The organism is Streptomyces sp. H39-C1 (assembly GCF_027158125.1).
Lineage (GTDB): Bacteria > Actinomycetota > Actinomycetes > Streptomycetales > Streptomycetaceae > Actinacidiphila > Actinacidiphila fildesensis.
The window spans coordinates 106,328-129,064 of record NZ_JAPVLS010000014.1 but is presented as its reverse complement, the minus strand read 5'-3'; the positions used below and the strand labels follow the sequence as shown (position 1 = coordinate 129,064).

Annotated in this window: 20 protein-coding genes; 12 read left to right on the top strand and 8 right to left on the bottom strand. The window is 70.3% G+C overall.

Going from position 1 to position 22,737, the window contains the following annotated elements:
* Positions 1-92 precede the first annotated feature (92 nt).
* The 5 genes from O3W51_RS12515 to hemB all read left to right on the top strand — a co-directional run bounded on the left by O3W51_RS12515 (position 93) and on the right by hemB (position 6,000).
* Positions 93-803, top strand: coding sequence for a redox-sensing transcriptional repressor Rex (locus O3W51_RS12515; protein ID WP_138355129.1), 711 nt, complete (start codon positions 93-95; stop codon positions 801-803).
* Positions 800-2,125: a glutamyl-tRNA reductase gene (locus O3W51_RS12510; protein ID WP_138355130.1), complete on the top strand. Its 1,326-nt coding sequence runs from the start codon at positions 800-802 to the stop codon at positions 2,123-2,125. The genes O3W51_RS12515 and O3W51_RS12510 overlap by 4 nt, the downstream gene beginning before the upstream one ends.
* Complete coding sequence (gene hemC, locus O3W51_RS12505; protein ID WP_269285741.1) at positions 2,122-3,111, top strand: hydroxymethylbilane synthase; 990 nt, start codon at positions 2,122-2,124, stop codon at positions 3,109-3,111. The genes O3W51_RS12510 and hemC overlap by 4 nt, the downstream gene beginning before the upstream one ends.
* Complete coding sequence (locus O3W51_RS12500; RefSeq protein ID WP_138355132.1) at positions 3,108-4,724, top strand: uroporphyrinogen-III synthase; 1,617 nt, start codon at positions 3,108-3,110, stop codon at positions 4,722-4,724. The genes hemC and O3W51_RS12500 overlap by 4 nt, the downstream gene beginning before the upstream one ends.
* Before the next feature lie 286 nt (positions 4,725-5,010).
* On the top strand, positions 5,011-6,000 hold the full coding sequence (hemB, locus tag O3W51_RS12495; protein ID WP_138355133.1) for a porphobilinogen synthase: 990 nt from the start codon (positions 5,011-5,013) through the stop codon (positions 5,998-6,000).
* Here the strand turns inward: hemB and O3W51_RS12490 are convergent.
* Positions 5,997-6,275: a DUF397 domain-containing protein gene (locus O3W51_RS12490; protein WP_269285738.1), complete on the bottom strand. Its 279-nt coding sequence runs from the start codon at positions 6,273-6,275 to the stop codon at positions 5,997-5,999. The two genes, hemB and O3W51_RS12490, sit on opposite strands and share 4 nt — an antisense overlap.
* Positions 6,272-7,096: a helix-turn-helix domain-containing protein gene (locus O3W51_RS12485; protein WP_269285737.1), complete on the bottom strand. Its 825-nt coding sequence runs from the start codon at positions 7,094-7,096 to the stop codon at positions 6,272-6,274. The genes O3W51_RS12490 and O3W51_RS12485 overlap by 4 nt, the downstream gene beginning before the upstream one ends.
* 175 nt (positions 7,097-7,271) lie before the next feature.
* Between O3W51_RS12485 and O3W51_RS48450 the strand changes: the two genes are divergently transcribed.
* From O3W51_RS48450 to O3W51_RS12470, 3 genes are all read left to right on the top strand, one after another.
* The gene (locus O3W51_RS48450) at positions 7,272-7,829 is read left to right on the top strand and encodes an ATP-binding protein (RefSeq protein WP_331284064.1); all 558 of its coding nucleotides are present in this window, start codon (positions 7,272-7,274) and stop codon (positions 7,827-7,829) included.
* A 104-nt stretch (positions 7,830-7,933) separates the two neighbouring features.
* On the top strand, positions 7,934-8,305 hold the full coding sequence (locus O3W51_RS12475; protein WP_269285735.1) for a DUF6247 family protein: 372 nt from the start codon (positions 7,934-7,936) through the stop codon (positions 8,303-8,305).
* Between the two features lie 362 nt (positions 8,306-8,667).
* Positions 8,668-9,903: an IS30 family transposase gene (locus O3W51_RS12470; protein WP_269285733.1), complete on the top strand. Its 1,236-nt coding sequence runs from the start codon at positions 8,668-8,670 to the stop codon at positions 9,901-9,903.
* 65 nt (positions 9,904-9,968) lie between these two features.
* On the opposite strand, the gene argS is transcribed toward O3W51_RS12470, so the two are convergent.
* Entirely contained in the window at positions 9,969-11,729 is a 1,761-nt protein-coding gene (gene argS, locus O3W51_RS12465) for an arginine--tRNA ligase (protein ID WP_138355137.1), read from the bottom strand.
* A 162-nt stretch (positions 11,730-11,891) separates the two neighbouring features.
* Here argS and lysS point away from each other — a divergent pair, with 162 nt between their 5' ends.
* A complete protein-coding gene (gene lysS, locus O3W51_RS12460; RefSeq protein WP_198359443.1) occupies positions 11,892-13,643 on the top strand; it encodes a lysine--tRNA ligase in 1,752 nt (583 codons plus the stop codon).
* Between the two features lie 55 nt (positions 13,644-13,698).
* Here the strand turns inward: lysS and O3W51_RS12455 are convergent, their stop codons facing one another.
* The 3 genes from O3W51_RS12455 to O3W51_RS12445 form a co-directional block, all read right to left on the bottom strand.
* The gene (locus O3W51_RS12455) at positions 13,699-15,006 is read right to left on the bottom strand and encodes a DUF2637 domain-containing protein (RefSeq protein WP_427196983.1); all 1,308 of its coding nucleotides are present in this window, start codon (positions 15,004-15,006) and stop codon (positions 13,699-13,701) included.
* Positions 15,007-15,127: 121 nt separating this feature from the next.
* Positions 15,128-15,820, bottom strand: a complete 693-nt coding sequence (locus O3W51_RS12450) for a DUF3558 domain-containing protein (protein WP_138355140.1) — start codon at positions 15,818-15,820, stop codon at positions 15,128-15,130.
* A gap of 98 nt (positions 15,821-15,918) precedes the next feature.
* On the bottom strand, positions 15,919-16,722 hold the full coding sequence (locus tag O3W51_RS12445) for a hypothetical protein (protein WP_198357098.1): 804 nt from the start codon (positions 16,720-16,722) through the stop codon (positions 15,919-15,921).
* Positions 16,723-16,918: 196 nt separating this feature from the next.
* Between O3W51_RS12445 and O3W51_RS12440 the strand changes: the two genes are divergently transcribed.
* On the top strand, positions 16,919-18,112 hold the full coding sequence (locus O3W51_RS12440) for an RtcB family protein (RefSeq protein WP_269285725.1): 1,194 nt from the start codon (positions 16,919-16,921) through the stop codon (positions 18,110-18,112).
* A gap of 60 nt (positions 18,113-18,172) precedes the next feature.
* On the opposite strand, the gene O3W51_RS12435 is transcribed toward O3W51_RS12440, so the two are convergent.
* A complete protein-coding gene (locus O3W51_RS12435) occupies positions 18,173-18,928 on the bottom strand; it encodes an SDR family NAD(P)-dependent oxidoreductase (protein WP_269285724.1) in 756 nt (251 codons plus the stop codon).
* A gap of 147 nt (positions 18,929-19,075) precedes the next feature.
* Between O3W51_RS12435 and O3W51_RS12430 the strand changes: the two genes are divergently transcribed.
* Positions 19,076-20,356, top strand: coding sequence for a glycosyltransferase family 87 protein (locus O3W51_RS12430; RefSeq protein ID WP_244809342.1), 1,281 nt, complete (start codon positions 19,076-19,078; stop codon positions 20,354-20,356).
* On the opposite strand, the gene O3W51_RS12425 is transcribed toward O3W51_RS12430, so the two are convergent.
* Positions 20,343-21,458 carry an alpha/beta hydrolase gene (locus tag O3W51_RS12425; RefSeq protein WP_187144974.1) on the bottom strand — a complete coding sequence of 372 codons (1,116 nt, stop codon included), beginning with the start codon at positions 21,456-21,458 and terminating at the stop codon, positions 20,343-20,345. The genes O3W51_RS12430 and O3W51_RS12425 overlap by 14 nt on opposite strands.
* A 288-nt stretch (positions 21,459-21,746) precedes the next feature.
* On the opposite strand from O3W51_RS12425, the gene O3W51_RS12420 reads away from it, so the two are divergent.
* Entirely contained in the window at positions 21,747-22,715 is a 969-nt protein-coding gene (locus O3W51_RS12420; protein WP_138355144.1) for an alpha/beta hydrolase, read from the top strand.
* Positions 22,716-22,737: the final 22 nt, after the last annotated feature.

Here is a 22,737-nt window from a genome sequence, read left to right as displayed (position 1 = left end):
TGCACGCGTTCACAAAGACATAGCCTGGCAAGCACGGGGCGGCCCCGGGGACTGTGGTCCCTGGACGTCTACGCTCTATCCGCAGGAGCATCGTGGCAACTAGCCGTTCTCACCGACCGGCGACCCGCAGCCGAGGTATCCCCGAGGCCACCGTCGCCAGGCTTCCGCTGTACCTGCGGGCTCTCACCACGCTCTCCGAGCGTTCGGTGCCCACGGTGTCGTCGGAGGAACTCGCGACCGCCGCGGGCGTCAACTCCGCGAAGCTGCGCAAGGACTTCTCCTACCTGGGCTCCTACGGGACCCGCGGCGTCGGCTACGACGTCGAGTACCTCGTCTACCAGATCTCCCGTGAGCTGGGCCTCACCCAGGACTGGCCGGTAGTGATCGTCGGTATCGGTAACCTCGGCGCCGCGCTCGCCAACTACGGCGGCTTCGCCTCCCGCGGTTTCCGCGTCGCGGCCCTCATGGACGCCGACGCCGCCCTCGCCGGGAAGCTGGTGGCCGGACTCCCGGTCCGGCACATCGACGAGCTGGAAGCGATCGTCGAGGACAACCAGGTGTCGATCGGTGTCATCGCGACCCCGGCCGGCGCCGCGCAGGAGGTCTGCGACCGCCTCGTCACCGCGGGCGTCACCTCCATCCTGAACTTCGCGCCGACCGTGCTGCAGGTCCCCGAGGGCGTCGACGTCCGCAAGGTCGACCTCTCCATCGAGCTGCAGATCCTCGCGTTCCACGAGCAGCGCAAGGCCGGCGAGCAGGGCCAGGGCCCGGACGGGGACGTGCCCGCCGTGATGCCGGCATGAGTGTTCTCGTCGTCGGCCTGAGCCACCGCAGCGCCCCGGTCAGCTTGCTGGAGCGGGCCGCGCTCACGGATGAGGCCAAGGCCAAGCTGCTGCAGGACGCGCTGGCCGCCGAGCCCGCGACCGAAGCGGCGGTGCTCGCCACCTGCAACCGCATCGAGCTGTACGCGGACGTGGACAAGTTCCACGCGGGCGTCGCCGAGCTGTCGATGCTGCTGTCGCTGCACAGCGGCGTCGGCCTCGAAGAGCTCACTCCCTATCTTTATGTGCACTACGAGGACCGGGCGGTCCACCATCTGTTCTCGGTCGCCTGCGGCCTGGACTCCATGGTGGTCGGCGAGGGCCAGATCCTCGGCCAGATCAAGGACGCGCTCGCCCTCGGCCAGGAGCTGCACACCGCGGGACGGCTGCTCAACGACCTGTTCCAGCAGGCCCTGCGGGTCGGTAAGCGCGCCCACAGCGAGACCGGCATCGACCGGGCCGGGCAGTCCCTCGTCACCTTCGGCCTCGACCAACTGGCCGCCACCACCGGCCCGCTGGCCGGCAAGCGCGTGCTGGTGGTCGGCGCGGGCTCGATGTCCTCGCTCGCCGCCGCGACCCTGGCCCGCGCGGGCGTCACCGAACTCGTCATCGCCAACCGCACCGCCGACCGCGCGGAGCGGCTCGCGGCGCAGCTCGGCGGCCGGGCCGCCGACTTCGACGCCGTCGCCGGCGAACTGGCCTCGGCCGACCTCGTCGTGTCGTGTACCGGCGCGACCGGGCTGGTCCTGGACCATGCCACCGTCGCCGCCGCCGTCGCCACCCGCACCGCGACCGGCGCCGACGCCGCACCGCTGGCCCTGCTCGACCTGGCCATGCCGCGCGACGTCGACGCCGCCGTGCACGGCCTCGAAGGCGCTCACCTGGTCGACATAGAGTCGCTCGCCGAGGCCTCCGCGGACGCCCCGATGGCCGCCGACGTCGACGAGGTCCGCAAGATCGTCGCCGCCGAGGTCGGTGCCTTCGGCGCCGCCCAGCGCGCCGCCCGCATCACCCCCACCGTCGTCGCGCTGCGCGCGATGGCCGCCGACGTCGTCACCGGTGAACTCACCCGGCTCGACGGCCGGCTCCCCGACCTGGACGACAAGCTGCGCTCGGAGATCACCCAGACCGTGCGCCGCGTCGTCGACAAGCTCCTGCACGCGCCCACCGTGCGGGTCAAGCAGCTCGCGGGCGAACCCGGCGGCGCCGGGTACGCCGACGCGCTGCGTGAACTCTTCGACCTCGACCCGCAGGCGGTCGCCGCCGTCAGCAGGGCCGACGACCCGAATCGAGGGCGGCCATGAACGGCCCCACCGCATTGAAACTGGGCACCCGGCGCAGCAAGCTGGCCATGGCGCAGTCCGGCATGGTGGCGGAGCAGGTGCGCGAGCTGACCGGCCGGCCGGTCGAACTCGTCGAGATCACCACGTTCGGGGATGTCTCCCGCGAGCAGCTCGCGCAGATCGGCGGCACCGGAGTCTTCGTCTCCGCGCTGCGGGACGCGCTGCTCGCCGGTGAGATCGACTTCGCCGTGCACTCGCTCAAGGACCTGCCGACGACTCCCGCCGAGGGCCTCACGCTCGCCGCGATCCCGGTCCGCGAGGACCCGCGCGACGCGCTCGTGGCCCGCGATGGGCTGACGTTCGAGGAGCTCGTGGCGGCCGCCGCCGCGCTGGGCCGGCCGGCCCGCGTCGGCACCGGATCGCCGCGCAGGATGGCACAGTTGAACGCCTGGGCCCGCAGCCTGGGCGGAGCGGTCGAGACGGTGCCGATCCGTGGCAACGTCGACACCCGCATCGGCTTCGTCACCTCTGGCGAACTCGACGCCGTCGTCCTGGCCGCCGCCGGGCTCAGCCGTCTCGGCCGCCTCGCCGAGGCGACCCAGCTGATCCCCGTCGAAGCCGTCCTGCCCGCCCCCGGACAGGGGGCGCTGGCCGTCGAATGTGCCGCCGGTAACGCGGCGGGACCGGCACTGGCCGCACAGCTCGCGGAGCTCGACGACCCGTTCACCCGGGCCGCCGTCACCGCGGAACGATCACTGCTCGCCGCCCTTGAGGCCGGCTGCTCCGCCCCTGTGGGCGCGCTCGCCGACCTGGTGGCCGACGGGCAGATTTCCGAGCTGCGCCTGCGGGGGGTCGTCGGCACGACCGACGGCACCCAGCTGGTGCAGATGTCCATCACTGGTGCAACCCCTGAGTCCGCGGATGACGCCGCGGTTCTCGGTCGCGAACTCGCGGCCGAGATGCTCGCCAAGGGCGCAGCCGGTCTTATGGGGGAGCGCGTACTTTGAGCCCCACCGCCGTCAATCACTCCGGCCTCGGCCACGTCACCTTCCTCGGTGCCGGGCCCGGTGATCCCGGGCTGTTGACCCTGCGCGCCGTCGAGGCGCTGGCTCATGCCGACATGCTGGTCGGCGAGCCGCACGTGCTGGAGGTCGTGCGTACGCACGCCCGAGCAGATGTGGGCACGGCTGAACCAGCGGTAGGCGAGGGCGCGTTGGACGCCTCCGCTGCCGCCACCCAGCTTGTCATGACGTCCGCACGCACCGGCAAGCGGGTCGTCCGTGCGGTAGCGGGTGATCCCGGCCTGGACAACTGCACGGCGAGCGAGATGCTCGCCTGCGCGGCGGCCGGCATCCCCTTCGAGGTCGTACCGGGCGTCTCCGCGGCGATGGGCGTACCCGCCTACGCCGGGGTCCCGCTCAGCGCCGACGTCCGTTTCGTCGACGCCGCCACCGCGTCCGACCGCTGCTGGAGCGAGGTCGGGGCGAGCGATGCCACGCTGGTCCTCACCACCACGCTGCAGACCGTGGTCGCCACCGCCGCCGAACTGATGGCGGCGGGCCGCAAGCCCGACACCCCGCTGTCGGTCACGGTCGCCGGTACGACGACCCGGCAGCGCACGTGGACCGCGACACTGGCCACGATCGCCTCCGAGCTCAAGGCCACCAAGGCCCTGCCGACCCCGGAGGGCCCGATCGCGGCGATAGCCGTGGTGGGCCAGCGCAGTCTCCAGCGCGCCCAGCTGTCCTGGTTCGAGACCAAGCCGCTGTTCGGCTGGCGCGTCCTGGTGCCGCGCACCAAGGAGCAGGCCGCCTCGCTGTCGGACCAGCTGCGCTCGTACGGCGCGGTCCCGCACGAGGTGCCGACGATCGCCGTCGAGCCGCCGCGCACCCCGCAGCAGATGGAGCGGGCCGTGAAGGGCCTGGTCACCGGACGCTACGAATGGATCGCCTTCACCTCCGTGAACGCGGTCAAGGCGGTGCGGGAGAAGTTCGAGGAGTACGGGCTCGATGCCCGCGCCTTCGCGGGGATCAAGGTCGCAGCGGTCGGCGAGCAGACCGCCCAGTCGCTGGTCGAGTTCGGCGTGAAGCCGGATCTCGTGCCGAGCGGTGAGCAGTCCGCGGCCGGACTGCTGGAGGACTGGCCGCCGTACGATCCGGTCTTCGACCCGATCGACCGGGTCTTCCTGCCGCGCGCCGACATCGCCACGGAGACGCTGGTGGCGGGCTTGGTGGAGCTCGGGTGGGAGGTTGACGACGTCACCGCCTACCGGACGGTGCGCGCCTCGCCTCCGCCTGCGGATACTCGGGAAGCGATCAAGGGCGGCGGGTTCGACGCGGTGCTCTTCACGTCGTCGTCGACGGTGCGGAATCTGGTGGGGATCGCCGGTAAGCCGCACAACGTGACCGTGATCGCCTGTATCGGGCCGGCCACGGCGAAGACCGCCGAGGAGCACGGGCTGCGGGTCGACGTGATGTCGCCGGAGCCGTCCGTGCATGCGTTGGCGCAGGCGCTGGCCGATTTCGGTACGGCGCGGCGGGTGGCGGCGGAGGACGCGGGCGATCCTGTGACGCGGCCCAGCGAGCGGCGGCCGGGGTCGCGGCGGCGGGCGCGCGTCTGACGCGTTTTTTTGGGACGAGGGGTACGGTGCGGTCCGCTCTGACAGGGCGGGGCCGCGCCGGGGTATCTCCTCGGACGACGAACGCTCGTGTCCGTTGCAAGGTGACGGCCCGATTCGTTCGTCGTCCTGCGGGGACACCCCGCCACGTCCCCTCCGGTCGGTGGGTGGGTGTGCCCCACGTCCCCCCTCCGTTCGCTCCGGCCGACTTTTAGTCGGGAAGAGCATGCTGGGACCAGGCGTAGCGTGGACGTCTGGAATGGCTCCGGTGTTGGAGGAAGGCACGGACATGACTGGCTACGGTGATTTTCCCGGAGCGCGCCCCCGCAGGCTGCGCACCAGTCCGGCGATGCGGCGCCTGGTCGCCGAGACCCGGCTGAACCCCGCTGAGCTGATCCTGCCGATGTTCGTCCGTGAGGGCATCAGTGAGCCGGTGGCGGTCTCCTCCATGCCCGGCGTGTTCCAGCACACCCGCGACACGCTCCGTAAGGCGGCCCTGGAGGCGGCCGAGGCGGGCGTCGGCGGGATCATGCTGTTCGGTGTGCCGGCGGTGAAGGACGCGCTCGGCACGCAGGGCACCGAGCCGGACGGCATTCTCCAGGTCGCCATCCGTGACGTGGTGGGTGAGGTCGGGGACGCGGTGGTGGTGATGTCCGACCTGTGTCTGGACGAATTCACCGACCACGGCCATTGCGGGGTGCTCGACGCGCAGGGCCGGGTCGACAACGACGCGACGCTGGAGCGCTACGCCGAGATGGCGCAGGTGCAGGCCGACGCGGGCGTTCATGTGGTGGGGCCGTCCGGGATGATGGACGGTCAGGTCGGCATCGTGCGCGACGCGTTGGACGCGGTCGGGTTCGAGGACGTGTCCATCCTGGCGTACACGGCGAAGTACGCGTCGGCCTTCTACGGGCCCTTCCGCGAGGCCGTCGACTCGTCGCTGACCGGCGACCGCAAGACCTATCAGCAGGACCCGGCGAACTTCCGCGAGTCGCTGCGCGAGCTGGCGCTCGACCTGGCGGAGGGCGCCGACATGGTGATGGTCAAGCCGGCGCTGCCGTACCTGGACGTGCTGCGGAAGGTCGCCGACACGGTCGACGTACCCGTGGCGGCCTACCAGGTCAGCGGCGAGTTCGCGATGGTCGAGGCGGCGGCGGCGAACGGCTGGATCGACCGCGACCGCACCATCATGGAGACCCTGACGTGCGTGCGGCGCGCGGGCGCGAACATGATCCTGACGTACTGGGCGACTGAGGTCGCCCAGAAGCTTTCCCGCTAGCCCTGGGCTGAGTGGCTTGCCGCGAAGGCGGCGAAAGCCGCCCAGGCGGCGGGCGTGAACGTGAGCGCCGGTCCGTCCGGGTCCTTGGAGTCCCGGACGTGGACTGCGGCCGGGTGGGCGGCGACTTCTACGCAGTTGCCGCCCTCACCTGTGCTGTGGCTGGACTTGCGCCAGGCGTAGGCGATCTCGACGCAGTTGCCGCCTTCGTCAGCGCTGTAGCTGGACTTGAACCACGCGAGGTTGCTGGTGGCGGGGATGGTCGGTACGCCGTTCATGCGTCTCCTAGCAGCCGATCCAGCAGGCTCCTGGTGTCCTCAGGATTGAGAGCCTGGGTTCGCAGCATCGCATATTTCCGCGCGAGGACGCTGACCTCTTCGGCGTTGGAGATCAAGTGACTGTTCCGGTGTGCCTCGATGTAGGCGAGCAGATCGTGGTCGGTTGTCTCCAACAGGACGAAGGGGCCGTCAAGCCCGGCATGATTCTGTCGGCCGACCGGCAAAACCTGGAGCGAGACGCCCGGGAGGGCTGCGCACTCACGGAGTCGGTGCAACTGTTCCTGATACACGGCCGTGCCGCCGAGGCGGTCCATCAAAACAGCCTCGGAGACGATGAAACTGGCGCTCGGAGGAGCTTTCCGGCGCAAAACGGCCTGCCGTTCGATCCGAGCAGCAACCCGACTCTCGATCTCATCCTCGTTGAGCAGGGGGATGTTGCTCTCGCACGTTGCGCGAGCATAATCCTCAGTCTGGAGCAGCCCAGGTACCACCTGGTTCTCGTACGAGGAGAGGGTGATCGCCTCCCGCTCGTACGTGATGAACTCCGCCGCCCAGACCGGGTACTTGTCCCGCTCCGGCAGGTGTTCCACCGCTACCGCGAGGGCGCCCTTGGTGTCGAGGGCGCGGTCCATGTCGGTGGCGAGGTCGGGTTGGAGGGCGCGTCTGCCCTGTTCGATGGAGGCGATGGTCTCCTCGTGGACGATGAGGCGCTCGGCCAGTTCTCGTTGGGTGAGTCCGGCGACCTTGCGGAACATGGCCACCTGGGCGCCCACGAGCCGCAGTGCGGACGCGTTCTTCTTCGGCTTCTGCCAGGGGTGCATGGTGACCAACTCCCCACCCGGGTCCGTACGTGACCGGCGACGCGCCCGTACGCGCGATCCGTACGGGTTGACGCTCTGGTCCACCGTAGTCACTGAGCGCAACCCTTGCCGCATGAACGACGACATCCGACCGACCGGTTCCCGTGCGTGTTTCTACCCACGTGAGAGGCGATCCGTGCCCGCTGCACGGGAGTTCGCCCGGCAGGCCCTGGTGGGGTGGGGACTCGGGGAGCTCGCGGACGCGGTGTTGCTCTGCGTGAGCGAACTGGCCACCAACGCCCTGCTGCACGGTGTTCCGGCGGGGCGGGGGTTTCTGCTGCGCCTCGCGGTGGCCGAAGAGGGGCCGCTGCGCATCGAGGTCCATGACAGCGGCGACGGTCATCCGTGCCTCGTCGCGGACTCCGGCGCCGGGTGCGAGTCGGGGCGGGGGTTGCTGCTCGTGGAGGCGCTGTCCGAGAAGTGGGGCGAGGCCCTGCGGGAGCCCGGCAAGATCGTCTGGTGCGAGTTCGCGTGCGGCGATGCCGAGGCCGTAGAGACGCAGTTCGCCGGGATCGACCGGGTGATCGTCGAGGCCACGGCGGGGGCAGATGTGCTTCCGGCGCTGCCCGGGGTCTCGGACGATCAGCTCACGGAGGCGGAGCGGCGTGAAGTACGGGATGCCATGGAACTGATCTACGGGTGCGAAGACCTTCCGGAACTCGACGCACAGGACGTACACGTGGTGCCCGTCTGAGCCCGGGCCGGGCCCTGCCGGGTTGCCGGTGGAACGGTGCCACGGGAACCGGCCGGGCGAGGCAGTATGGAGACGCCACCCGAGCCGAAGGAGACGAGCCGACCATGAGCGCAGAACGAGCGAGCAGCCCCGGTCAGGTGCCGCAACCAGCCGCTACGCCCGAGGCGCTCCGTTCGGCTCTGGCGATAGTGGCTCCTGTCCGGCTTCCTGCGTTCGACCAGGAAAGAATCGCCGCCACCGACGCGGCCCGTTCCGCTGTCTCAGCCGCGCCGCTGCGGCGTTTTGTCGAGCAGTGGGCCGTGTACGTCGCGATCGAGCGGCACCCCGACCGCGCGGCAAGACTGCGCGAGCTGGAAGCGCGGGCAGCGACCGTGGATGACCTTGACGAGGCCCGCCGCGTGGCCGCTGAAGTAGGCGCGATCCTTGCCACTGCTGCGATCGAGGCCGGGCTCGACCGGGGCGAGGACGGCACATGAGCGACGGTGACGGATGGCGGTGGGACTACGTTCCCGACGAGCAACTGACCAATGGCGTGCCCGCGCACGTCGTGGCCGAGGCCGAGCACATCGCGGCCGAGCTGTAGCCCTCGCCGGGTTGGCTATTGACGTCAGCGATCTGGGATCCGGGCCCCGGCCAGGTCAGCCCGGCGGCGTTCGCAGGTTCGAGCTGGCGAGCGGGGGATGGGTGGATGTGCTCGTGCTGCCTCGGTCCTGCCTGGTGGCGATCGTGCTGATCATGCCGCCCGTCCAGCACCTGTAGCCCTGCAAACACGGCAGCGCCCGGCCCTCCACACCTTCCGTTCTAGTGGTCGTCGCAACACCCCAGCTCAGGGGATGCGATGGAGTTCGAAGCTCGGAAGGATCGGAAGCCTCAGGGGCGCAAGAGGCTGCACGCTGAGCGGGAGGCATACTTCCGGCTCGTGCAGCAGGGATACAGCAGTGCAGGGGCGGCCAAGCGTGTAGGCGTCCACCCGCGAACCGCTCGCGGGTGGCGTAACGGTCGTCTATTCAATAGCGGCAGGGTCGAGCCGCCCGTTCGTTCGCAGCGGGCGGCCGTTCCTGTTTCGTCGGGCCGGTACCTCGGCGAGCAGGAGCGCATCCACATCGCCGACCGGCTACGGGAGAAGGCGACGGTCCGGGCCATCGCCGCCGAGCTAGGACGCAGTCCCTCCACGGTCAGCCGGGAGATACGCCGCAATGGCGCGCTCTGGCGCGGCACCGAGTGGACCTACCGGCCCTACGTCGCCGAATCCCGCGCGGCTGCCCGCCGACCCCGGCCCAAGCCCGGCAAGATCGGCCGCTGCCCACGGCTGCGGGACTACATTCAGGAACGTCTGGAGAAACGCTGGAGCCCGGAGCAGATAGCCCACCAGCTCCGCCGGGACTTCCCCGACGACCTGGAGATGCGCGTGACGCACGAGACGATCTACCAGGCGCTCTACGTCCAGGGCCGCGGAGAGCTCCGCCGTGAACTCACCCAGGCCCTGCGGACCGGACGGGCCCGCCGGCGCCCCCATCGCCAGGCATACAAGCGCCAGCCGAGATTCACCGCGCCGATGGTGATGATCAGCGACCGGCCCGCAGAGGTCGCCGACCGGGCCGTTCCCGGCCACTGGGAAGGCGACTGCATCGTCGGAGCGAACCACGGCTCCGCCATCGGCACGCTGGTCGAGCGGACCACCCGCTTCACCATGCTGGTGCACCTGCCCAACGGCCACCGGGCCGAGCACTTCCACCAAGCTCTCACCGCTACCATCAGCGAACTTCCGCCTCACCTGCGACGGTCACTGACCTGGGACCAGGGCAACGAGATGGCTGGCCACCAGCTCTTCTCCACCGCCACGGACATGCCGGTCTACTTCTGCAATCCCGCCAGCCCATGGCAGCGCGGCTCCAACGAGAACACAAACGGCCTGCTGCGGCAGTACTTCCCCAAGGGAACCGACCTGGCCCGCTACAGCCGCGAGGACCTGGACGCCGCGGCTGCCGAACTCAACAGCCGTCCACGCAAGACGCTCGGCTGGGAAACCCCAGCCGAGCGTCTGTCTAAACTGCTCGCCACCACACGTCAGTGATCACGTGTTGCGACGATCCCTGGAATTCAAGCACGGGGGCCGGGCGCTGCCGTGGCGGACAGAACCTAGAGCTGCTCGGGGGTGTGGATGCCCAGCAGCGTCATTCCCTGGCGCAGCGTGCGGCCGGTCAGGGTGCAGAGGAAGAGCCGGTTCTCGCGGACGTCCGCGGGGGTCTCGGGCTTGAGGACCGGGCACTGCTCGTAGAACGTCGCGAAGGCCGAGGAGACCGCGTAGAGGTAGGACGCCAGCTTGTGCGGCTCGTAGGTGTCCGCGACACCCGCGAGGGCGTCACCGAACTCGTCCAGCAGCAGGCCCAGCGCGCGCTCGGCCGGGGCCAGCGGCAGCTCCGGGCGGGCGACGGCCCGGGCTTCTCCGGCCTTGCGGAGAATGGACTGGGTCCGGGCGAACGCGTACTGGATGTACACGCTCGTGTCGCCGGTCAGGGACACCATCCGGTCCAGGTCGAAGACGTAGTCGCGGCCCAGGGACGTCGACAGGTCCGCGTACTTGACCGCGCCGATGCCGACCTCGGCGCCGCGTTCCGCGACCTCCTCGTCGGAGAGCTCCTCGTTCTTCTCCCGCACGACGACGGCGGCCCGCTCGACGGCCTCGTCGAGCAGGTCGACCAGCCGGACGGTCTCACCCTCACGGGTCTTGAACGGCTTGCCGTCCTTGCCCAGCACCGTGCCGAACGGCAGGTGCTTGACGGTGACCTCTTCGGTGAGCCAGCCGGCCCGCCGGGCGGTCTCGAAGACCATGCGGAAGTGCAGCGCCTGCCGGGCGTCCACCACGTAGAGGAGGGTGTCGGCCTTCAGGTTGCCGGTCCGGTCGCGGATCGCCGACAGGTCGGTGGCCGCGTAGCCGAAGCCGCCGTCCGCCTTCTGCACGATGAGCGGGACCGGCTCGCCGTCCTTGCCCTTGATCTCGTCGAAGAAGACGCAGAGCGCGCCGTTGGAGCGCACCGCGACGCCGGTGTCCTCGAGGATCCGGCAGGTCTCGACGAGCATGTCGTTGTACGCGGACTCGCCGACGATGTCGTCGTCCTGGATCGCGATGTCCAGCTTGTTGTAGACCGAGTAGAAGTAGATCTTCGACTCGTCGACGAACCGCTGCCAGAGCGCCAGCGTCTCCGGCTCCCCGGCCTGCAGGTCCACGACCCGCTTGCGGGACCGGTCCTTGAACGCCTCGTCGGCGTCGAAGAGCGTCCTGGCTGCCTTGTACGTCCGGTTGAGGCGGGACATCGACGCCTCGCCGTCGGTGTCGGCGGGGGAGTGGTCCAGCTCGTGCGGGTGCTCGATCAGGTACTGGATGAGCATGCCGAACTGGGTGCCCCAGTCGCCGATGTGGTGCCGGCGGATCACCGTCTCGCCCTCGAACTCCAGGATCCTGGCGATGGCGTCACCGATGACGGACGACCGCAGATGGCCGACGTGCATCTCCTTGGCCACGTTCGGCTGGGCGTAGTCGATCACCGTGGTGCCGGGGTCCGCGGTCAGCGGCACGCCGAGCCGGTCGTCGGCGGCGCGGGCGGCCAGCGTCGTGGTGATCGCCGCGTCGGAGATGGTGATGTTGAGGAAGCCGGGGCCCGACACCTCGATCTCGGAGATCAGCTCGTCGGTGGGCAGACCGGCGACGACCTGGGCCGCGAGCTCCCGCGGGTTCGCCTTGTTCTTCTTCGCCAGGCCCAGCACACCGTTGGCCTGGAAATCGGCCCGGTCGCTTCGGCGCAGCAGCGGGTCGGCATCGACGGCCGACGGCACGGCGGCCGCCAGGGCGGCCGAGACACGCTGCTGGACAGAGGCGGAAAGGGATGCGACCGAGGCCATGGGGTGGGTGCCATTCCGGTTGGGGGAGTGGGAAACCCTTCGAGTATCCCACGGGAGCGCATCCCCTTTTCGGTCCCTGAATCCGGCTGATCGCGAGCCGCGGGCGAGCCGCCGGTAATCCGTGCGCGACGCCGCATTGCGGTCTGTGAGAATGGGTGCGACATGCTGTCGAGGAAGGAAGTGCCGATCGTGGCTCAGAGCCCCGAGACCGACTGGGTCTCCCGTTTCGCGGACGAGGTCATTGCCGAGGCGGACCGTCGCGCCCCCGGCAAACCGATCGTCTGCGCATCGGGTCTCAGCCCGTCCGGCCCGATCCACCTCGGCAACCTGCGCGAGGTCATGACGCCGCACCTGGTGGCCGACGAGATCCGCCGCCGCGGTCGTGAGTGCGTCCACATCATCTCGTGGGACGACTACGACCGGTTCCGCAAGGTGCCCAACGGCATCGACCCGTCCTGGTCCGAGCACATCGGCAAGCCGCTGACCGCGGTCCCGGCGCCGGCGGGCAGCGAGTACGGCAGCTGGGCCGAGCACTTCAAGGCGCCGATGATCGCCGCGCTCGGCGAGCTGGGCATCGAGTTCCACGGCATCAGCCAGACCGAGCAGTACACGGCCGGCGCCTACCGCGAGCAGATCCTCTTCGCCATGCGCGAGCGTGCCGCCATCGACGCGATCCTCGACCGGTACCGGACGAAGGACAAGCCGGCGACCGGCAAGAAGCCGCAGCAGAAGCAGCAGAAGCCGCTCGACGAGGCCGAGGTCGAAGCCGCCGCGGGCTCCGGCGCGGCCGACGAGGACGACGGCACCGGCGGCGCGGGCTACTACCCGTACAAGCCGTACTGCTCGGTCTGCAACAAGGACCTCACCACGGTCACGTCCTACGACGACGAGACCACCGAGCTCTCCTACACCTGCGCCTGCGGCCACGCCGAGTCCGTGAAGCTCTCCGAGCACAACCGCGGCAAGCTGGTCTGGAAGGTCGACTGGCCGATGCGCTGGGCGTACGAAGGCGTGATCTTCGAGCCTTCGGGCGTCGACCACTCCTCGCCGGGCTCCTCCTTCGTCGTCGGCGGTCAGATCGTCCGCGAGATCTTCGGCGGTGAGCAGCCCATCGGCCCGATGTACGCCTTCGTCGGCATCAGCGGCATGGCCAAGATGAGCAGCTCGGCCGGCGGCGTCCCCACGCCGTCCGACGCGCTGGAGATCATGGAGGCGCCGCTGGTGCGCTGGCTCTACGCCCGCCGCCGCCCCAACCAGTCGTTCAAGATCGCCTTCGACCAGGAGATCCAGCGCACCTACGACGAGTGGGACGCGCTGGAGCGCAAGATCGCCGACGGCTCGGTGCAGGCCGCCGACGCCGCCGCGTACAGCCGCGCGACCCGCACCGCCGCCGGTGAGCTGCCGAGGACGCCGCACCCGCTGCCGTACCGGACGCTCGCCTCCGTCGTCGACATCACCACCGGCGACGAGGAGCAGACGCTGCGCATCCTGCGCGACCTCGACCCCGCCAACCCCGTCACCTCGCTCGACGCCACCCGGCCGCGGCTCGACCGCGCACAGGCGTGGATCACCACCCACGTCCCCGCCGACCAGCGCACCCGGGTCCGCACCGAGCCGGACACCGAGACCCTCGGCGCGCTCCCGGCCACCGACCGGGCCGCGCTCGACCTGCTCATCGACGGACTCGACGACCACTGGTCGCTGGACGGCCTGACGACCCTCGTCTACGCCGTGCCGAAGCTCCAGGCCGGCCTGGACGCCGACGCCAAGCCCACGCCCGAACTCAAGGTCGCGCAGCGCTCGTTCTTCGCGCTGCTCTACCAGCTGCTCGTCGGCCGGGACACCGGCCCCCGGCTGCCCACCCTGCTGCTCGCGGTGGGCGCGGACCGCGTCCGTACGCTGCTGGGCGCCTGACGATCACAACGATCCCCCGGTTGCCGGATTCTCCGGCGGCCGGGGGATCAGGCGTTTACGGGACCTGTTCCGAGTCCCACTCGGTCCGGTACTGCGACTCGAACTCCGTCAGATAGCGGCGCAGCGTCCCCTCGCTGAGCGGGCCGCCGGTGCGTCCCGTGACGCCGTAGTTCTCCAGCAGATAGCGGCCGAACTGACGCGGGTTGGGAAACTCGTTGACCTCGACGACATAGCGGCGGAACGCCCCGTAGTACTGCTCCTCGCGCGGCACGTCGGGCTCGATGTGCGGCGGGCGGTGCAGGGCGGGTTCCGCTTCCGGCTCCGGGTCGGGTTCGGGCTCGGGGTCCGGTTCCGGGATGTAGCTGTTGACGTTCACGGAGCCGTAGCCATTGGCGAGGGTACGGACGCGGCCGGGGGAGACAGGGACCATCGGGCGGCCGTCGGACCCCGGTGCCGGCTCCGGTACGGGTTCGGGTGCGGGCGCCGGTATTCGAGCGCGTGCGGGCTCCCGGACCGGCTCCTGCCGGGCCACGGGCCGCGGCGCGGGCTCCGGCTGCGCCTGCCGCTGCTGCTGTGGTTCCGGCTGAAGCTGCTCCTGCTCCCGCTGTTCCTGCTGGGCGGCCGGGTGCACCGTCTCCAGGGCCAGGGCGGCCACGGGTACGGGCGGCTGGGCCGGTACCGGTTCCTGGACGGTGATGCCGGCGGCGGCGAGGCCGAGGGTGGCGGTTTCGGCGAGGGGGATGCCGTAGCGGGCCAGCCGCAGCGGCATGAGGGCTTCGATGGGTGCTTTGCGGCGCCAGGCGCGGCCGTAGCGTGCTTGGAGGCGGGCCTGGTAGACGAGGCGGTCCTGCTCGAGGCGGATGACCTGGTCGTAGGAGCGCAGCTCCCACAGCTTCATGCGGCGCCACAGCTTGAAGGTGGGGAAGGGGGCGAGCAGCCAGCGGGTGAGGCGGACCGACTCCATGTGCTTGTCGGCCGTCAGGTCCGCGACCCGGCCCACCGCGTGCCGGGCGGCCTCGACGCAGACGACGAACAGCACCGGGATGATGCCGTGCATGCCGACCCCGACCGGGTCGGGCCAGGCGGCCGCGCCGTTGAACGCGATGGTCGCGGCGGTCAGCAGCCACGCGGTCTGGCGCAGCAGCGGGAACGGGATCCGCATCCACGTCAGCAGCAGATCCAGCGCCAGCAGCACCACGATCCCGGCGTCCACCCCGATCGGGAAGACGTTCGCGAACCAGCCGAAGCCCTTGTTCTGCGCGAGCTCCCGCACCGCGGCATACGATCCCGCGAAACCGATCGCGGCGATCACCACCGCACCGGCGACGACCACACCGACAAGAATCCGGTGCGTCCGGGTCAAACGTATCGCGGGCACCCGCGACCCCTCCCACCCTCGGCAACTGGACGGCCCAGCCTGTCATATGGGGGCGCGGCCAGGTCGTACAAAGGTGCTGAAACCGGTGCAGGTGCGACCGGAGTTGTTACGTGTTCGCCGCCGCGTTCGCCGCCGCGACCGAAGCCACGGTCTCCTTCGCCGCCGCGACCGCGTCCTTCTGCAGCTGATCGGCCGCCGGGGTCTTCGCGCCCTCGAAGCCCGCCCCGTTGTGGGAGAGGATCACGATGACGTTGCCGGTCCGCACGACGACCGTCTCGTCCTGGTAGTTCAGCTTGTCCTTCTCCACCAGCGCGCTCACCAGGGTCGCCTCGTCGCCGACGCCGTCCGCCTTCGCGGACGTGGCGCCCTTGACCTGGGTCGCCGTGGCGACCTGCTCCGCGAAGCGCTTCTTGGCCTGCTCCTCGCCGCTGCCGACACCGTTCGCCGAGTCGAAGCGCTGCAGGCTCACGTCCAGCCAGCGGAACTGGTAGCCGTCGAGCCCGTTCCAGGAGCAGCCGCCGCGCTGGTCCTGGACCGAGGACTTCGCCGCCGTGCCCGCCGCGGACTTCACCTTCGGGACGAGTCGCGCCACGGTGGCCTGCGTCACCGACTTGCAGGCGTCGGGCAGCTTCGCGAACTTCGCGGCGGCGGCGGGAGCCGCCGAAGCGGACGTCTTGCCCGAGCCCGCGCCGTCCGGCTTCTTGGACGAGTCCGACCCCGACGAGCAGCCGGCGACGAGCAGTACCGGCACGGCGGCACAGGCGAGAACTCGGGCGATTCGCGGTGCTGAACGGTGCATGGGTCCTTCGCTCACTTCGTTGCTCCGACGGGGCGGTGGGCCGGCCGGGGCCGGGAAACGGACAGCCTACGGGGCGTCCGTTATCGGACGATCCGCTGTCACTTGATCGTCTTGACGAGCACGTCCGCCACTTGCTCCGCGCCCTGCTGCAGGTCAGCGCTCTGCGGAGCGGTGGCCTTGTCCGCCGACCACTGCGCGTACGAGACGGTCACGAGGACATTCGCCGTACGGAAAACGAGAGTGATGTCACGGTGCACCCCCGAGTCGCGGGTCATCAGCTCGTCGTCGAGGAAGGCCGCGTCGCCGACATCGGTGAGCAGTCGCGGTGCGAGATCGGGGGAGGTCACCGGAGAGGTCGCCGGAGAGGCCGGCGCGGTGGTGGGCGTCTGGCCCGGCAGACCGGCCGGGCTGCCGGGCGGCGCCACGGGCGGCGTCGTCGCCGGAGCGCCCGGAGCGCCCGGAGTGCCCGGGGTCGTCGGGATGCCGGCCTGCAGCACCTTGGTGTCGTAGTCGGACTCGGCCTGCGCCTCGTCGCTCACCCCGGGGTCGTACGACACGACCCGCTCGAAGTCGATCTGCAGATAGCGGTTCCCCTGCGACGTCTCACCGGTCCAGGTGCAGCCGACCCGCCGGTTGGTGTCGTAGGTGAGCTCGGCATCACCCGTGTAGTCCGGTGCGTTCGGCACCAGCTTCTTGAGCGTGTCGGGTCCGAGCGAGCCGCACGGCTCCGGCAGCTTGCGGTACTTGCCGGGCGGCGCGGGGACGATCGTCTGGTCACCGGTCGCGGACTTGGCGTCCACCGCCGCCGGGTCCGCATCGCCGTCCGCGGTGCAGGCACTCAGCCCCGAGACGGCCAGTACGGCCGCGCAGACGATGCCCAGCAGTCCTCGCGATGGCTGCACTGGCCAGGCTCCTTCCGCCGGGGGGTGCCCCGAAATCCCTTGGCGCGCGCGTGCGTGCCGTGGACACAATGTCTACCGCACCTGCTGACGCGGCTGCGTGGCCGCCTGTGGTTATCGGGCGTTTCGTCCACATTATTGATGTCGTCACGGCGTGATTTCGTTGTGCCCATTTGTCCGTTCGAGAAGGGGGATGGAGATGTCCTACACCGAGGTGCCCGGCGTCCGGGTGCCGATCCGCATGTGGACCGACCCGGCTTCCGTCGAGGACGGCGCGATGCAGCAGCTCCGCAACGTCTCGTCGCTGCCCTGGATCAAGGGCCTCGCCGTGATGCCGGACGTCCACTACGGCAAGGGCGCGACGGTCGGCTCCGTCATCGCCATGCACGGCGCGGTCTGCCCCGCGGCGGTCGGCGTCGACATCGGCTGCGGCATGAGCGCGGTGAAGACCTCCCTCACGGCCAACGACCTGCCGGGCGATCTGTCCCGGCTCCGCTCGAAGATCGAGCAGGCGATCCCGGTCGGGCGTGGCATGCACCAGGAGATGGTCGACCCGCGCCGTATGCACGGCTTCCCGACGGCGGGGTGGGACGAGTTCTGGGCGGGCTTTGACGGGCTGGCGAAAGAGGTCAAATTCCGTCATGAACGGGCCACGAAGCAGATGGGAACGCTCGGCGGAGGCAATCACTTCTGCGAAGTAACGATCGCCGATGACAACTCCGTGTGGCTCATGCTGCACTCCGGCTCCCGCAACATCGGCAAGGAGCTCGCCGAGTACCACATCGGCGAGGCGCAGAAGCTGCCGCACAACCAGGACCTGGCCGACCGCGACCTCGCGGTCTTCATCTCCGACACCCCGCAGATGGCGGCCTACCGGCGCGACCTCTTCTGGGCGCAGGAGTACGCCAAGCGCAACCGCGCGATCATGATGGCACTCTTCCAGGACGTGGTCCGCAAGGAGTTCAAGAAGGCCAAAGTGACCTTCGACGACGTGATCAGCTGCCACCACAACTACGTGGCGGAAGAGCGTTACGACGGCATGGACCTGCTCGTCACCCGTAAGGGCGCGATCCGGGCCGGCTCCGGTGAGTTCGGCATCATCCCGGGCTCGATGGGCACCGGCTCGTACATCGTGAAGGGCCTCGGCAACGCCGACGCGTTCAACTCCGCCTCGCACGGCGCGGGCCGCCGGATGAGCCGGGGCGCGGCGAAGAAGCGGTTCACGACGCGCGACCTGGAGGAGCAGACGCGGGGCGTGGAGTGCCGGAAGGACTCCGGCGTCGTCGACGAGATCCCGGGCGCGTACAAACCGATCGAGAAGGTCATCGAGCAGCAGCGGGACCTGGTCCAGGTCGTGGCGAAGCTGAAGCAGGTCGTCTGCGTCAAGGGCTGAGACACGTCGGTACGGCGGTGGGGGCGGGTGTGATCACCTGCCCCCACCGGCATGTCCTGCTCAGAGCTCGCGGTGGACCTTGTAGTTGGAGGCCTGGGCGCGGGGGCGGACGACGAGGAGGTCGATGTTGACATGCGCGGGGCGGGTGACGGCCCAGGCGATGGTGTCGGCGACGTCGTCGGCGGAGAGGGGTTCCGCGACGCCCGCGTAGACCTTGGCGGCCTTGTCGGCGTCGCCGCCGAAGCGGGTGACGGCGAACTCGTCGGTCTTCACCATGCCGGGTGCGATCTCGATGACGCGGACCGGGTCGCCGCACAGTTCGAGGCGGAGGGTCTCGGCGATGACGTGCGCGCCGTGCTTGGCGGCCACGTAGCCGCCGCCGCCCTCGTAGCTGGCCAGGCCGGCGGTGGAGGAGAGCACGACGACCGTGCCGTCGCCACTGGCGGTGAGGGTCGGGAGCAGAGCCTGGGTGATGTTGAGGACGCCGAGCACGTTGACCTCGTACATCGCGCGCCAGTCGGCGGGGTCCGAGGTGGCGATGGTGTCGGCGCCGAGGGCGCCGCCCGCGTTGGCGACGAGGACGTCGCAGCGGTCGAGGGACGCGGCGAAGGCGTCCACGGCGGCGCGGTCGGTGACGTCCAGGGCGTGCGCGGCGGCCGAGTGGCCCGCGGCGGTGAGCTCCTTGGCGAGCGCTTCGAGGCGGTCGGCGCGGCGGGCAGTGAGCAGCACGTGGTAGCCGGCGGCGGCGAGCTTGCGGGCGGTCGCGGCACCGATGCCGCTGCTCGCCCCGGTGACCACTGCGGTACGGATGCTCATGTCACGGCGCCTTTCGACTGCGGATGGCTTGCCCATCGAGCATAAGTGGCGGGTCGGTGGCGTCCGCCGTCCGGATCGGATCTTCATTAGCATCGTCGTGCCCGGGTGTTCCGGCCGGGCCGGATCGTTCATGGAGGAATCAGTTCAGTGGTCGGCACGGGCACGGACGCCGCTGCGGCGCGGGTGGCGGAAGCGGGGGCGCGCCCGGCGCGGCGGCGGTTGCTGTGGCCGGTGGCCGTATGGCTGCTGACCCGGCTGGTGCTGGTGTCCGCGGCGCTGCGGCTCGGCCCGTTCAGCAGCAAGGACGGCCCGGACGTCTCGGTGTCGAAGGTGTACCGCGGCTGGTACGACGTGCTGAGTTCGGGCAGCTTCCCGCACGACGACGTGTCCTGGCAGTACCCGCCGGGCGCCGCGCTGCCGATTCTCGCCCCGCGGCTGGTGCCGTTCCTGGACTACTCGCACGCGTTCATCGTGCTGTGCGCGGTGTGCGACGCGGCGGTGCTGGCGGCGCTGGTGTACGCGGCCCGGTACCCGGACGGCCGGCGCAGTGTCGCCGGCGTCTGGATGTGGGTGGCGGGGCTGCCGCTGCTGAGCACGGTGCCGTGGAGCCGGTTCGACGTGATGGTGACGGCGGTCGCGGTGGGGGCGCTGCTGGCGGCCGGTACGCGGCGGGTGTGGGCGGACCGGGTGTTCGGGGTGCTGGTCGGGATCGGCGCGGTGGTGAAGGTGTGGCCGGTGCTGCTGCTCGTGGGTACGGCGCGCGGGCGGCGCACCCGGCACGCGTGGGTGGCGGCGGCGGTGTCGGCGGTGCTGGTGACGGTGGTCTTCCTGCTGGCGATGCCGGGCGCGCTGTCGTTTCTGACGTATCAGGGGGACCGCGGCATCGAGGTGGAGTCGCTCGGCGCGCTGCCGTTCCATCTGGCGCGGCACTTCGGCTGGTCGGGGCACTGGGCGCCGCGCGACGGTTCGATGGAGTTCATCGGCCCGTATGTGCAGGTGGTGGCGCGGGTGAGTGCGGCCCTGACGGTCGTCGCGTTCGGCTGGCTGCTGTTGTGGCGGGTGCGGTCGCGGGTGGGGCGTACGGAGGCCTGGGTGCTGCCGGACGCGGCGCTGACGGCCGTTCTGCTGTTCGTGGTGACGAGCCGGGTGATCAGCCCGCAGTACATGGTGTGGCTGGTGGGCCTGGCGGCGGTGTGCCTGCTGCACCGGGGGACGACGCAGCGGCCGGTGGCGTGGCTGGTGCTCGCCGCGTGCGTGCTGACGACGGCGGTGTTCCCGTACCTGTTCCGGGATCTGCTCGGCGGCTCGGTCCCGGCGGCGCTGCTGCTGGCGGCGCGCGATCTGATCCTGCTGGGGGCTGCGGTGCTGTCCGCGGCGCGGCTGTGGCGGGGAACGGTGCCGCCCCGGCGGACGGTCAGCGGACCTTGAAGCCCTGCTCGGTGAGCCAGCGGAAGACGTCGGGGACCTGGGACTTCCAGACGGCGGTGCCGTGGCCGCCGGCGCCCTCCGCGATCTGCACGACCTTGACCTTCGTCGGGGTCTTCGCCGCCTTCCGCAGGGCCACACCGTCCTGGTAGCCGTCGCCCGAGGCGCCGGAGATGTAGAGCGCCGTGTGCGGCGGGTGCGCGGCGTGCTGCAGCATGAACAGCGGGTTGGCCTTCTCGCGCAGCACCGGGTCCTTGGCGGTGAGGGAGTCCTTCTCCGCGGCGGGGTTGTTGTACCCGGACAGGCTGACGCCGGCCGCGTACCGGTCGGGGTGCTCGATGGCGAGGCGCGCGGCGCAGTGGGCGCCGGCGGAGTATCCGACGACGGCCCAGCCCGCGGCGTTGTCCTGGACGCGGAAGTTGTCGGTCACCATGCGGCGGACGTCGACGCTCAGCCAGGTGTCGGCGTTGACCTTGCCGGGGATGTTGGCGCAGCCGGTGTCCTGGCCGCCGAGCAGCGTGGTGCGCGGTGAGATGAGGATGAACGGGGCGACCTTGCCGCTCGCCATCAGGGGCTTGAGCTGCGACTGGACCTTGAGGGTGCCGTACCAGGCCTTGGCGGAGCCGGGGTAGCCGGGGAGCATCTCGACGACCGGGAACTGCTTGTCCTTGAAGGCGGGGTCGTTGTACTGCGGCGGCAGCCAGACGTAGACCTCGCCCTGGACGCCGGACACCCGGCCCTTGAGGTCGGCCTGCTGGACGTCGTCCATGTTCGGGCCCTTGGCCTGCTTGAACTTCTGCTCGATCTTCGGCTCGCGCTTGGCCTGCGCCGCGCCTCCGTCGGGACCGAGGTCGGCGGTGGCCTGGACGTGGGTGCCGGTGCCGAGGAGGTCTTCCCAATTGTCGTACAGGTTGTTGGAGTTGTTCACGATCACGAAGACCATGAGCACCGAGGTCACCTGGCAGAGCAGCAGCATGCCGAATCTGGCCGCGTGCCGTACCGCCCGCGGTCCGCGCAGCCGGCTCCACAGGGTGAGCGGCAGTGCCAGGGCGACCAGCACGAAGAGGATCGTGCACAGGAAGAACGGGGTCCCCGTCAGGCTCATCACAACTCTCGATTCCCAATCTTGGGCGCAGTGCCCCGGCCCAGCGTTCCGCCCGCGTGTGAGCCTCTCGCCATGACGAGACGGAATTCGGGCTGTCTGGGTTGCCCGGCTTCTCCCCGGTAATTGGGACGAGGGTCACGCCGGTTACGGGCAACGGCGGCGGTGTGATCCACGGCACCCCGGCGGGCCGGAACGGTGGGTGGAGATCCGGAATCACAACAGGCGTAAGCGTCGCTTCGCCCTGTCGGGCCGGATGAAGAGGGGGACAACCCCGTGAAACGTTGGCCCATGGCAGCGGCCGCCGTCCTGGTGCTGCTCCTCTTCGCCGGTTACGGTTCGCGGCCTGTTCCGTTCAGCGGCAGCGGTCCGGACTTCCCGCACAGTTCGGCGGGGACGGCCGCGTCGGTCCTGACCGGCACGCACGCACCGTTCACGGAGCAGCGGACGACGCTGGCGAGCGGTACCAAGATCGGTGTGACGACGTACCGGGGGAAGAAGTCCGGGTTCACGGGCAAGGTCTGGGTGTGGGCGCCGCCGCAGTACTACGACCCGAAGTACGCGAAGAGCGCGTTCCCGGTGCTGATCGCGCTGCCCGGGGCCTACGGCTTCCCGGAGAACTACTGGACGCGCGGCAGCCTGGGCCTTCAGGAGGACGTGGCGCGGTGGACGTCGCAGGGCAGCAGCCTGCCGTTCATCATCGTCATGCCGGTGATGAATCCCGGGCCGCACTATCACGACTGCAGTGACATCCCGGGTCAGCAGAAGATGGGGACCTGGATGACGAGCGATGTCCCGGACCTGGTCCGGGCGAACTTCCGTACGTTCAAGGACCGCGACGGCTGGGCCTTCATGGGCTCGTCGTCGGGCGGTTTCTGCGCGCTGAAGAGCGTGCTCCAGCACCCGGAGACGTTCAAGGCGGCCATAGTGAGCGGCCCCGACATCGTGCCGGACTCGTCCCTGTGGCGCGGTCACCTCGACGCGAAGCAGGCGAACAACCCGCAGGTCCTGGCGCAGCGGCTGATCGACCGGCACGGGCCCGAGGTGTACCTCGCGTTCCAGGTCGGGACCGAGGAGAGCCGCGGGGAGCTGGCGAAGGTGAAGCAGTTCATCGCCGGCTACGGGACCGGCCCGGTCAGGACCCGCCTGCAGGTCATAGTGGGCGGCGGCCACAACGGGCTCTCCTACCTGCGGGGCATGGGGCAGGGCTCCATGAAGTGGATCAGCGACCATCTGCGGGGCCCGGCACCGGCGGCGTGACGGCCCTGCCGGTCCGGACCGG